General features: G+C 35.3%; 11 protein-coding genes and 1 tRNA gene. 3 read left to right on the forward strand and 9 right to left on the reverse strand.

The window, feature by feature from the left end; all coding sequences use genetic code 11:
• Positions 1-36: 36 nt before the first annotated feature.
• Together ABIZ51_11185 and ABIZ51_11190 are read right to left on the reverse strand one after the other, a co-directional pair.
• Positions 37-903 (reverse strand): DUF4249 domain-containing protein, encoded by an 867-nt coding sequence (locus ABIZ51_11185; GenBank protein MEO7089346.1) that lies wholly within the window; start codon positions 901-903, stop codon positions 37-39.
• Between the two features lie 15 nt (positions 904-918).
• Positions 919-3,270, reverse strand: coding sequence for a TonB-dependent receptor (locus tag ABIZ51_11190; protein ID MEO7089347.1), 2,352 nt, complete (start codon positions 3,268-3,270; stop codon positions 919-921).
• 415 nt (positions 3,271-3,685) lie between these two features.
• Here ABIZ51_11190 and ABIZ51_11195 point away from each other — a divergent pair, with 415 nt between their 5' ends.
• Positions 3,686-5,299: a mucoidy inhibitor MuiA family protein gene (locus ABIZ51_11195; protein MEO7089348.1), complete on the forward strand. Its 1,614-nt coding sequence runs from the start codon at positions 3,686-3,688 to the stop codon at positions 5,297-5,299.
• Between the two features lie 43 nt (positions 5,300-5,342).
• Here ABIZ51_11195 and ABIZ51_11200 read toward each other — a convergent pair whose 3' ends face one another.
• From ABIZ51_11200 to ABIZ51_11215, 4 genes are all read right to left on the reverse strand, one after another.
• Entirely contained in the window at positions 5,343-6,599 is a 1,257-nt protein-coding gene (locus ABIZ51_11200; GenBank protein MEO7089349.1) for an MFS transporter, read from the reverse strand.
• Between the two features lie 54 nt (positions 6,600-6,653).
• Positions 6,654-7,367, reverse strand: a complete 714-nt coding sequence (locus tag ABIZ51_11205) for a methyltransferase (protein ID MEO7089350.1) — start codon at positions 7,365-7,367, stop codon at positions 6,654-6,656.
• A 61-nt stretch (positions 7,368-7,428) separates the two neighbouring features.
• Positions 7,429-7,977 carry a ribosome maturation factor RimM gene (gene rimM, locus ABIZ51_11210; GenBank protein MEO7089351.1) on the reverse strand — a complete coding sequence of 183 codons (549 nt, stop codon included), beginning with the start codon at positions 7,975-7,977 and terminating at the stop codon, positions 7,429-7,431.
• A 70-nt stretch (positions 7,978-8,047) separates the two neighbouring features.
• On the reverse strand, positions 8,048-8,572 hold the full coding sequence (locus ABIZ51_11215; GenBank protein MEO7089352.1) for a 30S ribosomal protein S16: 525 nt from the start codon (positions 8,570-8,572) through the stop codon (positions 8,048-8,050).
• Positions 8,573-8,829: 257 nt separating this feature from the next.
• On the opposite strand from ABIZ51_11215, the gene ABIZ51_11220 reads away from it, so the two are divergent.
• Positions 8,830-9,573 carry a glycosyltransferase family 2 protein gene (locus tag ABIZ51_11220; GenBank protein MEO7089353.1) on the forward strand — a complete coding sequence of 248 codons (744 nt, stop codon included), beginning with the start codon at positions 8,830-8,832 and terminating at the stop codon, positions 9,571-9,573.
• Positions 9,574-9,585: 12 nt separating this feature from the next.
• Here ABIZ51_11220 and ABIZ51_11225 read toward each other — a convergent pair whose 3' ends face one another.
• The 3 genes from ABIZ51_11225 to ABIZ51_11235 all read right to left on the reverse strand — a co-directional run bounded on the left by ABIZ51_11225 (position 9,586) and on the right by ABIZ51_11235 (position 12,800).
• Positions 9,586-11,229: a glycosyltransferase family 39 protein gene (locus ABIZ51_11225; GenBank protein MEO7089354.1), complete on the reverse strand. Its 1,644-nt coding sequence runs from the start codon at positions 11,227-11,229 to the stop codon at positions 9,586-9,588.
• Positions 11,230-11,880 carry a phosphatase PAP2 family protein gene (locus ABIZ51_11230; protein MEO7089355.1) on the reverse strand — a complete coding sequence of 217 codons (651 nt, stop codon included), beginning with the start codon at positions 11,878-11,880 and terminating at the stop codon, positions 11,230-11,232.
• Positions 11,881-11,963: 83 nt separating this feature from the next.
• Entirely contained in the window at positions 11,964-12,800 is an 837-nt protein-coding gene (locus ABIZ51_11235) for an START-like domain-containing protein (GenBank protein MEO7089356.1), read from the reverse strand.
• 181 nt (positions 12,801-12,981) lie between these two features.
• On the opposite strand from ABIZ51_11235, the gene ABIZ51_11240 reads away from it, so the two are divergent.
• Positions 12,982-13,055 (forward strand) — tRNA-Met (locus tag ABIZ51_11240).
• The last annotated feature ends 1,463 nt before the right edge of the window (positions 13,056-14,518 follow it).

Raw genomic sequence — 14,518 nt, forward strand, 5'->3', positions numbered from 1 at the left:
GTTTAATTCATACGAAAAAATAATTTTTCGTATGGATTATTTTAATACTACACTTTTTGTTGAAACAGCTGCTGTACTAAACCATCCGACTGGTGTTGTTAAAGTATTGGAGGTATTTTTCTGAATGTTGCAATCCACGTTTGAGGGAGGCGTTGCAAACAAACCACCATTGGTAGTTTGAGTACGTACTTCTTGTAAAAATATAAATGTTTGATACGTGATGGCGTGAAGTTCCACCGTAAGGGAATCGCCTACATTTAATGCTGTTCCAAAGCGCAATTGTCGGATGGGTTGAATAAATAGTAAGCCATCGTCTGCGGAATTGTTAAAAGATCCATCTTGCGACACATTTATATCGGAAGGTTTGGTATCCAACACGCCATTCAGAAATTGCTTTATCCAATAAAAATCAACAATATGTGGGATATCCGTTGCATAAAAAACAGCGTGATATTTATCGCCGCTACCAAAACGATTGGCTTCTAATTGATACGTAATGGAATCAATTGGCGGTACAGGATTCATGATAGAAGTAGCAGAATAATTATCGCCGCTATAGCTGATGGAAAGTGTATAATGATGTCCAATAATGCCTAAAGTATCACCAATAGTAGGTGTCCAAATGTAATTTCCATTATTGGCATTATCTGTAAATGCGTACATCTTGTTATTCGTATTGTCCGTAACTTTTACCGTGGCTCCTGTAGCTGCTGGGCAAGGTTGATTGTCGAAATAATTGGCGGTTTGCGTCAATCGTATTTGCTGTGTTCCTGTTTTGTTTGTCAAGAAGGCATCCACCGCCAATTGAGATTGTCCTGGATTTAATTGAATGTCCATCACATCTTGGCATCCTGTAAAAAGAAATACGATAAAAAGAGTTCCGAAAATTATTTTTTTTGTCATCTGAAAAATTATTTTTTAAAACTTAAAATTGTAAGCGATAGAAGGAATTGCGGAGCCGATAATAGAATATCGAACTGCCTGCGTAACTTGCGGATTATTGGGATCTTCTTGAAAGAAGATAGAAAAAGGATTTCGTCTGTCATAGACATTATATACTGAAAATACCCAACTACCTTGCCATTTACGCGAATGATTTCTCTTGCTTTGAAGCGTAGCCGAAATATCCATCCGATCGTAAGGCGGTAAAATATAATTATTCCTACTGTTATTGACATTTTGCGGAATAATATATCCTTGTAACTCTATTCTGTCTGTCGGAAATGTAGCCGGAGTTCCGCTCATGTAAACAAAATTTGCAGAAAAACTCCAGCGTTCGTTCAAATCATACATCGTTACCACATTTAAATCGTGTGTGTGATTAAAACGTTGCGGATACCAATTGTTGTTATTGATGCCGTCCACTTTTAATTCGGTTCTCGCCAAGGTATAGCTAATCCAACCCGTAAATTTCCCTTTGTTTTTTTTGACGTAAAATTCTACTCCGTAAGCTCTGCCGATGCCATTGAGTAAATCTCCTTCGATGTAAGGGTTTAATAATAAATTGGCATCGTTGATATAATCTACTTGATGTTGCATGGATTTATAATACGTTTCCACAGATGTTTCGTAATCGTTGTGAAGCCCAAAGTTTCGGTAATAACCAATACTTCCTTGATCGGCAAGTTGAGGTGGAATATTATTTGTTGCCGGATTCCATACATCCAATGGCGTAGAAGCGGTGGTGTTGGAAACGAGGTAAATGTATTGCGCCGTTCGCATATAACTTATTTTTAAGGAACTACTTTCTGTCAAATCGTATTTTGCGGAAAAGCGAGGCTCCGGATTGGCATATTGTTTAATCACTTGCCCAGAAGTATAATTTTGTTCTCCGACAAGTGGTTTCCTTGCTCCTGCAGTCGTATCGCCATACAAATATGCAGTTCCACTTCCTAAATACTGATAAAATGAATAACGCAATCCATATTTTAAAATGAGTCGTGCACCAATTTTTTGTTCATTTTCGAGATAAATCGCACTTTCCAAGGCAAATTTATCTGGCAAGCTACTGTTTCTGCTTTCGCCACCACTGGTAAAAATAGCTGTCCCCGGTTGAAAATTATAATAAGAAGATTGTAATCCGAATTTAATCGTGTTTTGAGGATTTGGGAAAAAAGAAAATTCAGGTTTGATACTGTAACTGATGATGTGCGAAGTCCATTTAAAGGCGTTGGAATCGTTGTTACTACTAAACCCTAATGAATAATTGTAATTGCTATAAATAGCGGATGTATTCAAAAATAATTTATCATTGAACAAATGATTCCAGCGCAAAGTGGCGGTTTTATTGCCCCAATTGAAAGAAAATCCGGGTGCACCAAAATTATCCTGTCCCATATAACCAGAGAGATAGACGCGATTTTTATCATTTAACATGTAATTTGCTTTCAATGTTAAATCGTAAAAATTAAAAATAGAGCCTTTTAAATCGCTTATCAGGAAAGGCTGAGCGAGTACATCAACATACGAACGCCTGGCGGCAATAATAAAAGATCCTTTGCTCTTTTTAATCGGACCTTCCACAGCAAAACGACTGAAAACCAATCCAATTCCGCCTGAAAAATCAAATTTTTGATTGTCTCCTTCTTTCATGTGAATATCCAAAACAGAGGAAAGTCGTTCTCCATATTCAGCAGGAATTCCACCTTTGGTAAGTGTTACATCCTTCACGGCATCAGGATTAAACACCGAAAAAAAACCAAACAAATGCGAAGAATTAAACACGGGTGCATCGTCCAATAAAATTAAATTTTGATCTACTGAACCTCCACGCGCATTGTATCCGCTGGAACCTTCACCAACCGTACTGATACCTGGTAAAAATAAAATACTACGAATAATATCTGTTTCACCCATAAACATAGGAATTTTTTTTATCGTCCGAATATCCATTTTGGTTACGCCCACCTCCACGCTTTTTACATTTTCATTTTCCTTAGTAGCACTCACTTCTACGGTATTAAGTGCTTGTAGATTTTCATGCAAAGGAATATTCAGCTTTAAGTTGGCATTGAGCTGTATTTTTTTAGTAAATGAAGGATATCCGAGTGAATTGCAAATAAGGATATAATCTCCTTTCGGGATAGAAATGGAATAAAAACCGTATTCGTTGGCGGCAACTCCAGTGTTTAATTCTTTCACGGCGATGGTGGCGCCTGCCAACGCTTCACCACTTGCGGAATCTTTTACATATCCACTCACCGTAAAGGTTTGCGCAGATGCTGTACCTACAAACAGAAGTAAAAGCAAGATTAAAAAATTATTTTTCATAAGGGACTTAAAATTTCGCTGCAAAACTACGGAAACTTTTAAAACAAAAAACGTTTCCTTGGTTTTTTTCATTTGAAAAAATAATTTTTTGAAGGGAATACTATTTCGTTTTCCGCAGATAAATAAGAATTTTTTATTTATTGTATGAATATTGAGTTCATTGTAAAGCACATTTGAAAAACTATTTTTAAACGGCATCTGATTTCGAATAAAATTTTTTGAAATGAAGATGTGATGAGTTCGGGAAGTTTTGAGTATATAAGAGGGAATCACCTGACGAATAGATTTCGTAAAGCTTAAATGAAATGCGAAATCACAGTCTTAAATTTTTATTTCTTTTTTTTATGAAAAAGAAAATAAGAAAAATAAATTTAAAAAAATTATCTTTACTGATAAGAATTTAAATCTGTAAACTATGAAAAAGCCTATTTCTCTTTTGTTTAGTGCACTTTTATTGAGTACAATGGCATTTGCTCAAAAAGAAAAACAAATCACATCTCAAATAAAAAGGGTAACCGTCTTTTTAAGTGGTTGTGAAATTACTCGCACAGCGAATGTAACTATTCCCGAGGGCACTACACAAATGGTGTTGGATAATTTGTCATCCGAAATTCAGCAAAGTAGTATCCAAGTGAGTGGTAAAGGTGATTTTGTTATTGAAGCGGTAACACCGGAAATGAATTATTTACATAACGCTGAAAAATCGCCTCGCGAAAAGCAATTGGAAGATTCATTGAAAATGGAAAAAAATAATTTGGGAATGTTGAATGCGCAGCAAGCTGTGTTGGATGAGCAATCAAGACTGCTTACTTCCAACGAAAAAATTGGAGGAGCTAATATCGGACTTTCCATTGATGAGTTGAAAAAAGCGATGGCGTATTTTACCAGTCAATTGATGGATATAAAAACCCAAACAATGGCACTTGCGGATAAACAAGAGGAGGCAAATAAAAAGATTAATAGGTTACAAGATCAGTTGAACGAACTGACTCAGAAAAACAATCAACCTACAGGAGAAATACTTGTTACCGTTACAGCAAAAACAGCAGTTAAAGGCTCTTTTGAACTAACTTATTATATTGCGAATGCAGGATGGAAACCTTCTTATGATATTCGTGTAAAAAATACGCAAGATTCAGTAGCTTTAACTTATAAAGCAGATATTTGGCAAAGTACAAATGTAGATTGGGATAAAGCTGATATCACACTTTCTACAGGTAATCCTACACAACCTGGTACGCAGCCAACTCTAAACTCTCTTTATGTAGATTTTCATACTCCGCCTGTTTATAGTCGTAATGGGTATGCGCCAAGCAGCCCCGTTGCAGCCTCACAAATGGAAGTTAAAAGCGAAGTTGGAGTTTATGAAGGAGATGTATCATCACAAACAACTGCCAATTATACAGCGCAAACAAGTAATGAACTGAGTACTACATTTCACATACAACGACCTTTTTCCGTTCCTTCGGATGCGAAGCCGCATACAACGGAAATAGCTGTACATAATATTAATAGCACTTATGATTATTATGCAGTGCCTAAGTTGGATAAAAATGCTTTTTTAATTGCGAATGTCACCGGATGGGATCAATATAAATTACTGGCAGGCAATGCCAATGTTTTTTATAAAGGCACTTATGTGGGTAAAAGTTATATCAATCCTGAAAACACCAACGATACGCTGAAAGTATCGTTGGGCAGGGATAAAGATATTGTGATTGAACGCAAAAAAGTACAAGACTATACCAAAGAAGCGATAATTGGAGATCACAAAGAAGTCAACTATACTTATGAATTAACTGTTCGGAATACAGGTAGCGATAATATTCAAATAATTATGGAAGATCAAGTGCCGATTTCCAAACAGAAAAAGATTGTTGTTAAACTGAAAGATCAGGGCGATGCTTCTTACAATGAAGGAACAGGTTTATTGAGATGGAAACTTACGTTGAAACCAGATGAAACTTCTAAACATAAATTTATTTACAATATTGATTATCCAAAAGATAAAGTGATTCAATACGAATAATTGTTTCTGTTCTTTTTTTTCAAGAAAAAGGAACGTAAAAAAATTATTTAAAATCATCCAAATTGAGCTCGCGGAGTTTCGGGGCTTTCTTAGAAGTAATTCCGGTTACAAGCAAAGTCATACATCCGCCAAAAATAACCGATCGAATTAAGCCCATCCAATGTGCGGCCAAACCAGATTCAAATTCTCCAATTTCGTTGGACGAGCCGATAAAAATATTATTTACTGCCGAAACGCGTCCGCGCATATTGTCGGGCGTCATTAATTGCAAAGCCGTTGAACGTACAATCACGCTCACGTTATCGCAAGCGCCACTTAAAGCAAGCACGAAAACAGAGAGGTAAAAATAAGGTGAAATGGCAAATAAAATCATGCAAATTCCAAAACCGCCAACGGCAAAAAGCATTTTTTTTCCTGCGTTTTTCATAGGCGGAAAGTAAGCCATTATAAATGACATTATAACGGCTCCAACTGATGGAGCTGCACGTAAAATTCCTAATCCGGTTGGACCTACTTTTAAAACTTCGGCAGCAAAAATGGGCAATAAAGCAACTGCTCCACCAAAAAAAACGGCAAATAAATCAAGCGAAAGCGCACCTAAAATAATTTGATTTTTAAATACAAAACGAATTCCTACGCCTAAACTTTCAAAAAGAGATTCTTTCTTTTCCTTTGGAGATATTGGTTTTGCTGCGATAAATAAAAATAAAAGAAAAGCAAAAGCTGCCAAACAAAAAACAATTTGGTACGATATTTCCGCGCCAAGTGCAACGTATAAAAAGCCACCTAAAGCCGGACCGCCAATGGCGCCAGTTTGCCAAACGGCACTGTTCCAAGTAGCTGCGTTGGAGTACAATTCGCGCGGCACAATTTGCGACATAAATGCAAAAAAAGACGGACCAATAAAAGCACGTGCAATTCCAGTTAAAAAGATAACTCCATAAATAGGTAAAACTCCGTGCGTTTTTATAAATGCACTGTTGTGATAACTGAAATAAGCCAAAGCAAACGAGCTTATTAAAACGCCCGACATTGCGATTAAAATTATTTTTTTTCGCGGAACAATATCAGCAATGTGTCCGGCAAAAAGTGCGGTACAAATAAAAGGAAGTGCTTCTGCAAGTCCAATCATTCCTAGCCAAAGTGGGTTTTTTGTGAACTCATAAATCTGCCAACCTACAATTAAACCTTGCATTTGATTGGCAAGTGTTAAAAAAAAACGTGCGGAAACAAAAAAACTGAAATCCTTTATTTTGAGTGCTGCAAATGTTTTTTTATCGGAAGTATTTGGAGCGTTCAAAAAAATATTTTTTTAGGAGGCACAAACTTACTAGAAAAAAGAGAAGGTGAAAAATTAAAATCCTAAATAATACTCTTTGGTAAGTGCGATGTAATCGTCGGTATAACTGTGACGTTCTTCTTTTTCAATGATGATGGAGCTTTCCGAAAAAGTATTGCGTGCAAATTCAAATTGCATCATAATTCGTTTCGCTACTTTTCCTTGTGTTGTTTTAACGCGCATTAATTTAGTCAGAAATAATTTTTTTTCGTTCGCCATTTCAATAAATGTTTCTCCTTCTTTAAAAGGAAGAATGATACAAAATTTTCCATTTTTTTGAAGCAATGAAATGACGCCATCAATCAATTCTTCGAAAGACAGTAAATCGGTATGCCGAGCGGTTGTACGTTCAATTCCCAAGGCTTTGGAAGAATCAATAAAATAAGGAGGATTGCTCACAATCACATCGTATTTTTTAGTTGATTTCTTAGAGAAATCTTGCAAAGAAATACAATGTATTTGAACGCGATTTTTCCAATTACACGCGTCTTTATTTTCCGTTGCTTGTAAACATGCATTCTCATCAATGTCAATGGCATCAATGGAAGCAATGGTTTTTTGAGCGAGCATCAAGGCAATAATTCCCGTGCCAGTTCCAATATCTAAAATGTGTTGAACGTTTTCTGCGTTTACCCAAGATCCAAGTAAAACTGCGTCTGTGCCCACTTTCATGGCACATTTGTCCTGATGGATAGAAAATTGTTTGAATACAAATGTCTGATTCGGCATAAAAAAGGCAGCGCCATTTTTAATAGCTAAACATAAAACTAAGAAAAACTTTTGAGATGAACTAATTTTGCTTCTCCGAATCGGGATTTAAATACATTTCCACTAAGCCTTCGGGTGCTTCTATTTCGAGGATTTTTTCTTTGCGATTTGTTTTTAAAATAAAATTTTCGATCAGCGGAAGCAAAATTTCTTTTCCGTTCGGATGAATAATTTGCAAGATTTTTTGTTGCGGAAAATCTAAAACTTCTCTTATTTCACCAATATTCCCGAGCTTTTTATCATTTACAGAAAATCCAATTAATTCGCTTCCAAAAGCTTTTTTTTCAGCGGATAAAACCAATGTTGCTGCCGGAAGATAAATTTCTGTTTTTAAAAATTCGCTTACTTTTTTTTCTGTATCCTTTCCATCGATCGCCAAAGTGGCACTGTTATTTACGATGCGTATGTATTTTATGAAAAAAGGAACCAAACGATTGTTGAGTTTCAAAAAAATAATTTTTTCGGCAAAGGATTTTTTAGAAACCGGAATATGCAATAGCACCGTTACTTCACCTTTAAAACCAATGGTTTTAATAATTTTTCCAATCTCAATACAATCTTCGATATTCATTTTAATAGAATCAATAGAAATAAAAAAGCAGTTGACGCAAGCGCCAACTGCCTCTCTAAAAATTAATTTTTTAAGCCTCTGCTGCTGGACTTTCTTCTGCTGCCGGAGCGCTTGGTGCTTCAGCAACTGGTTCTGGAACAACTGCTTTCGCAGCTATTTTTGCAGCTCTTTTTTCTTTCAATGCCGTTTCGGAAGCAAATTGTTTTTTAGCTGCATCTGCTTTTTGAGTTGCCAATCCGGAAACTTTTCCGTTGATTTTATTCTCTTTATCAGCCATCCATTTAGCAAATTTTGCATCCGCTTGTTCTTGTGTTAAAGCGCCTTTAGCGATTCCTTTCACAAGGTGATTGCGAAACATAATTCCTTTGTAGGATAAAATGGCTCTGCAAGTATCAGAAGGCTGCGCGCCATCTTTCAACCATTGCAATGTTTTTTCGCTATCAATATCAATTGAAGCGGGGTTTGTTCTGGGATTGTACGTGCCTAATTTTTCGATAAATTTTCCATCTCGAGGTGCACGACCGTCCGCAATGACAATATGAAAAAAGGCTTGACCTTTTTTTCCTTGTCTCTGTAATCTGATTTTAACAGGCATTTCTACTTATTTTATTGTTTTGGAATTGATTAACAGAGGTAATTCCGTTCCTCTTCCTTTTCTGATTTTTTAGAAAGGACGGCAAATGTCGGAAAAAATATTGAATTTTAAAAATATTCCTTGTTTTATATAGAAATGGAAAGTTCGCAAAAAAACACGTTTGAAAAATTATTTTTTCGAAGCACTAAAAAGCAATGAAATTTTATTTCTCGCTCGTGTCAAACAATTCTTATTTTTGTCCGAAGAAAAATATTTTTATGATCAACAATAAAAAATTGGTAATTGTTTTGCCAGCTTACAACGCTGCACAAACACTGCGTAAAACATACAGCGAAATTCCTTTTGATATTGTAGATGAAGTGGTGTTGGTGGACGATGCGAGTAAAGATAATACCATTGAAGTTGGAAAAGAAATCGGTATCAAACACATCATTCGGCACGAAAAAAATACGGGTTATGGAGGTAATCAAAAGACATGCTACCACAAGGCTTTAGAACTAAATGCCGATATCGTTATTATGTTGCATCCCGATTATCAATACACGCCAAAGTTAATTCCGTCAATGGCGAACTTAATTGCGAACGATTTGTATCAAGTGGTTCTGGGTTCTCGGATTTTGGGGAATGGCGCGCTGAAAGGCGGAATGCCGATGTATAAATATATCTTTAACAGAATGCTGACGCTCACGCAAAATATTTTAATCAATCAAAAATTGAGCGAATATCATACCGGTTATCGCGCCTTTTCAAAAGAAGTACTTCAAAAAATAAATTTTCACGCTAATTCAGACGATTTTGTTTTCGATAATCAAATGCTTTCGCAGATTGTTTTTGCTGGTTACGAAATAGCTGAAATTACGTGTCCTACCAAGTATTTTAAAGAAGCATCTTCCATTAATTTTAGACGTAGTAGCAAATACGGATTGGGTGTTTTAGCTGTTTCCATCACGCATTTCTTAGGCAGAATGGGAATTTATACTTCGAAGATTTACAAAAAGTAAATTTTCGAAAAATTATTTTTCGCGCTCTAAAAAGACAAAACCATTTTTTCGATACAATTCTTTCAGTTGCGGAAATTTAGTTTCGTATTCCGAAGCATTATTTATTTTGCAAACAAAATAAGCCGGTTTATCAATGTTTCCAGATAAAAGCCAATCTAAATTGGTATTTCGAATGTCTTTTTGTGGTTGTTTGTCAGAATAAAACAAATACGCATAGCTTTTAAAACCAAGTGTTTCAACATAACAATCTTTATTTTTTAATTGCTGATAAAACTCAATCGCGGCATTTTGAGAATATTCTTCTACACGCGGAACAATCGCAACAGCAGCGAGATTCACAGTAATCATCGTTACAAAAAAAAGTGCGAAAATACCTTTCGAAAAATTATTTTTTTGAATCGCGTAAAGCGACAGTAAAATTCCGACAATAAAGAAAACGCCGATTAAAAATTCAAAACCTGTCCAATGTGCATTGGCTTCTAAATTGGCATTAGCAAAGGAATCTTTAATAATTCCGGAAGCAATAATTTGCGATTTAAACGTATTGATAAAAGGCAAAATTATCAACAGCAAACCCAAAAGAGATGCGATAAAAAGAAGCATTTTCGTCATCCATTTTTTCCATTCCAATTCGTTGCGAATTATTTTATAGCCGCAATATGCCGCTAAAAAGGTGAGCGGAAAATAGCAGAGCGAAGAATAATGAATAATTTTTGTTTTCACGATGGAGAATAAAATCAAAACCACCCAAAATAAAATCAGCATGCCTGTTTTAAAATGTTTTTGGAAAGGTGTATCGAAACTGTTTTTTTTGAAAGCTCTAATTCCTAATATGGACGCAGGAAAACAGCCAATTAATAAAACAACAAAATGATAATAAAATGGACCGCTATGACCGGCATCACCAGTTCGCAACAAGCGAATTTGATATTCAATAAATTCTTTAATGAGTTGAAAATGTCCGCTTAAAATTAAATACACAAACCACAAACCAGCGGTAGCAAGCAAAACAGCGGCATAAAAAATAATTTGCGGAATAGTTGCAATTGTTTGAAAACGATTTTTTATCCAAAAGACAACAGCACATAATCCGAAAATAAGTAAGCCGACAGGACCTTTCGTCATAATTGCCAAGCCAATAAATAGCGCTGAAAAAAATAATTTTTCAGAGAAGATTTTTTTTGTTTTTTCGTTGGTGAAAAGAATGAAAAAATAAATTCCACAAAAAATAAACAAGTTAAACCAAGGATCAATAATACCGGATTTAAAATAAAAATGAGGAAGAAAAGATCCCGCGAAAGCCAATGCCCAAAGTAAACCAAAAGTTTTGTCGTATAATTTTTCTCCAATATTAAATACCAATAAAAGTGTAATTATTCCGCAAACAGCATCCGGAAGACGTGCTGCAAAAGCAGTAATTCCAAAGGCTTTCATGGATAAAACTTGCATCCAAATAAATAAAGGCGGCTTTTCCCAAAAGGGTAAAAAATTTATTTGTACTAAGGAATAATTGTGCGTTACAATCATTTCTCGAGCGCATTCAGCAAAATTTATTTCGTCCCAATCAAATAAATGAACGCTCCCAAGAAAAGGTACAAACAACAAAATTCCTGCAAAGAGCAGCAATAAATTAAGTTGAGTTTTACTGAATTTCATTTATTTTTTGCTGATGAGCGAATGGTTCAGCCAAGTTTTTTCGCTTAGAAGTTTGGAATTTTCTACCATGTAATACGAAAACAATGCGCTGGAAACGCCAATGATAGAGCCGAAATAAACATCATTTAAAAAATGCTCCGACAAATACACGCGAGAATATGCCACCGATAAAGCCACGATTAAAAATAAAAATTTCGCCCATTTTTTTTCGACTATTAAAGCCAAGGAAAAATAAACTGCAAATGCGGTAGTCGCATGTCCGGACGGAAAGCTGTGGTACAAATCCATTTTAACACCTGGCACAAAATACAGCGGATGAACATTCTGAAAATAAGCCGTAGGGCGCAACACATCTTTAAAAATAGTGTGTTTCAAACCTTGTGTAATGATGCTGGAAATAACGTAAGCGCCAATCGCAATAATGGCAAAACGATAGTTGCAAAAGAGTAATAAAACCAAAATCGCAACAGCAATTCCACTGCCTAAATACGTAACGTAAGGTGCTAATTTATCAACGATAGCACAGTGAAAACCGTTGATGTATATGTGAATACCGGATTTTGCTTGCGTAGCTAAAAAAAATCCGGCAACGATTAAAAATAGAAGATAGGGAAGGAGGAAAGCGGTGTTTCTTTTGAGAATCTTTTTCATGAAATAAATTTTCCGCAAGTTAATTCAATAAACCGAAACGGAATAAATGAGTTTAAAAAAAATATTTTTTTGAAAACGTTTTTTTAAGCTCCTATAATGTGCAAAAGTTTTCCGATTTGAGTATCCCAAAGCATTTTAGAGCTTTTTTGCTCGGCTTCATTTTCAGCAAAATCGGTAATGATGAGTGAAATATCATTTGTTAATTCATCTGTTTCAATCGAAAATTGAAAATAAGATCCATCGTTTCTATCTGTCCATTTCAGGCGCAATGTCTTGCTGGGCGTGGCTTCTAATATTTCGGCAATTTGCGCGCCGCCATCCCAAATAAAACTATAGTGGTTATCTTTAATATTTACATCATCGGCAAACCATTCGCAAAGTCCGCTGGGCGTAGTTAAAAATTCATATAAAATAGTGGGAGAACAGTTCACAATATACTCTAAACTGTATTTCCCTTTGGGTTCTTTTTTTGCCAATTTACTGGAAGACGGTTTCAGATTCAAAATTTCATTTTTAATGAAGAAAACCGAACGCATTTTTTTGGGTTTCATCGATTTTTTTGAACGTGGAATTTCCTTTTTCAGAAGTTTTTCAGGTTTAATAGGCTTTGTAGGCGCAATAACTTTAATTTCTTTTACGGCGACCCTTTTTTCTGTTTTCACTATTTTTTTAGAAGAAACCTTGGCAATAGGTTTCGCAACCGGAACTAATTTTTGCTTTTTAGTAGGAATAACTTTTTTTGCGACAGGCTTTTTTGTTGGCTTGGCAACTATTTTTGCAATCTTGGTAGGCTTCTTTTTAGAAACTATTTTTTTTGTAGGCTTCGATTTCAGACTTTTTTTACTTTTCTGAGAACTACTCTTTTTTGTCGAAATTATTTTTTTGACAATTTTTTTATTTTTTGCAATTTCTTTTGCCATTTTACTTGCTATTCAATTGATTATAAACTAAAATCGTAACGCAATATATAAAAAAATAGAATATCGCAAGAAAATAATTAAAAATCTTACTGCGTATGAAATAGAGAAAGCATTATATTTGCGCCCTCAATAATTAAAAATACAAGTAAAAATTTTATTTTTAAGATTGAAAATAATTTTTGGCGAGGTAGCTCAGCTGGTTAGAGCACAGGATTCATAACCCTGAGGTCGGGGGTTCGAGTCCCCCCTTCGCTACCTGAAGGGAGAAGTCGCCATTTTTGGCGACTTTTTTATTTTTGTGTTTCCCGAAATCCTTTGTAACAGTACAAAGTAGGTCTATCATTTCATTGGGTTTTGCGGTTCGATAAGTATTTTTGTTGAAAATCAGTTTTTCAGGGAATATTGAACCAAGAATCATTTGTTTGCCTTCCAAAGTGCTTGTACTGTAATAATAATGCAGGTTTCCAAGTAATGTAACTCCATATTTTAAGTATTCCATAAAACCACTTTCCGTTTCTTTCAGTTCGCTAATTCTTACTTTCAGGTTCATCGTTTCTTTTTGTAAGGTATCCTTTATCCTGTTATAACTTTCTTTGTCCAGTTCATCATTTATTAGTTTCCTTGTCGCCTTATCGAGCATATCTTCTGTTTTGCTGAGTTCAAGGAATAGTTTTATTATTTCTGAGTCTCGCTCTTTTTCGTTGCCCTTAAATATATCTTTCATAACCTCCAAGTAAAGCTGCCCTATTTGAGGCTTCATGGATATATCGGAGAGCCATTGTGTAAACGTAGTGTGTACAGTTTCTGTGCTTATTCTCTCTTTGCATCCATTCTGACAGTGGTAATAAAAGTATTTCTCATTCCTTCCTTTTGAACAACTGGCAGTAAGATTGCCTCCGCAACTATTACATATTAAAAAACCTCTCATTGGAAACTCTTCTCTTATCAAGCTCCTTTTTAGTTGTACTTTTTTCTTTCCTTCCAATACGTTTTGCACATCTTTAAAAAGAGTTTCGTTCACAATGGATTCATGTATGCCCTGTATTATTTCTTCGGGTTCATTACGGTATGCTTTCAGTCCTATTTGTCCGCAATAGATTGGGTTTCTTAGCATTCTCCAAAATTGATTTTTACTTCGTGTTAAGCCCTCTAAATACATTTTTTTCCAAAGTGTTTCTGTTGGATAATTACCTGTGGCGCATAACTCAAAAGATTTTCTAACCAAACTTGCCTTTTCTGATTTTACAATAATAGGTTTGTTCTGTCCGTCCCTTTCATTTTTATATCCGATAGGTGCGACTCCTAAAAACCTTCCCTGTCTTTTATTTTTTCGTATTCCATTAATAGTATTCATCGCTCTGCGGTCATTCTCTACTTCGGGTATAGTTAAGTAAAAAGAAAGCATCATTTTTTGTTCAGGAATACCAAAATCAATGGGTTGTTCAATAGCATTGACTTCTATTCCGAGTTTTGCTAATTTGGAAATCATATTATAGGCTTCGGGTGCATTTCTACTGAATCTGTCCCAACGAAGTACCATTAATTTTTGTACAAGTCCTTTGTTTGATTTTATAAAATTCAGGAGCTTGTTAAATTCAGGTCTGTTTTCAAAATTCTTTGCCGAATAATCTTCCGCAAAATAGTGAACTGGATTATCTCCTGTTAGTGTGCAATATTGGTAAAGTCGCTCCTTTTGAAAAGGAATACTTGTTCCTTTG

The organism is Bacteroidia bacterium (assembly GCA_039924845.1).
In the GTDB taxonomy this organism is placed as follows: domain Bacteria; phylum Bacteroidota; class Bacteroidia; order DATLTG01; family DATLTG01; genus DATLTG01.

Bases quoted from the DNA above. Each gene is read 5' to 3' on its own strand.
- ABIZ51_11195 (MEO7089348.1), top strand. From the start codon at position 3,686: ATGAAAAAGCCTATTTCTCTTTTGTTTAGTGCACTTTTATTGAGTACA.
- ABIZ51_11225 (MEO7089354.1), bottom strand. From the start codon at position 11,229: ATGAAATTCAGTAAAACTCAACTTAATTTATTGCTGCTCTTTGCAGGA.
- ABIZ51_11185 (MEO7089346.1), bottom strand. From the start codon at position 903: ATGACAAAAAAAATAATTTTCGGAACTCTTTTTATCGTATTTCTTTTT.
- ABIZ51_11190 (MEO7089347.1), bottom strand. From the start codon at position 3,270: ATGAAAAATAATTTTTTAATCTTGCTTTTACTTCTGTTTGTAGGTACA.
- ABIZ51_11220 (MEO7089353.1), top strand. From the start codon at position 8,830: ATGATCAACAATAAAAAATTGGTAATTGTTTTGCCAGCTTACAACGCT.
- rimM (MEO7089351.1), bottom strand. From the start codon at position 7,977: ATGAATATCGAAGATTGTATTGAGATTGGAAAAATTATTAAAACCATT.
- ABIZ51_11215 (MEO7089352.1), bottom strand. From the start codon at position 8,572: ATGCCTGTTAAAATCAGATTACAGAGACAAGGAAAAAAAGGTCAAGCC.
- ABIZ51_11235 (MEO7089356.1), bottom strand. From the start codon at position 12,800: ATGGCAAAAGAAATTGCAAAAAATAAAAAAATTGTCAAAAAAATAATT.
- ABIZ51_11205 (MEO7089350.1), bottom strand. From the start codon at position 7,367: ATGCCGAATCAGACATTTGTATTCAAACAATTTTCTATCCATCAGGAC.
- ABIZ51_11230 (MEO7089355.1), bottom strand. From the start codon at position 11,880: ATGAAAAAGATTCTCAAAAGAAACACCGCTTTCCTCCTTCCCTATCTT.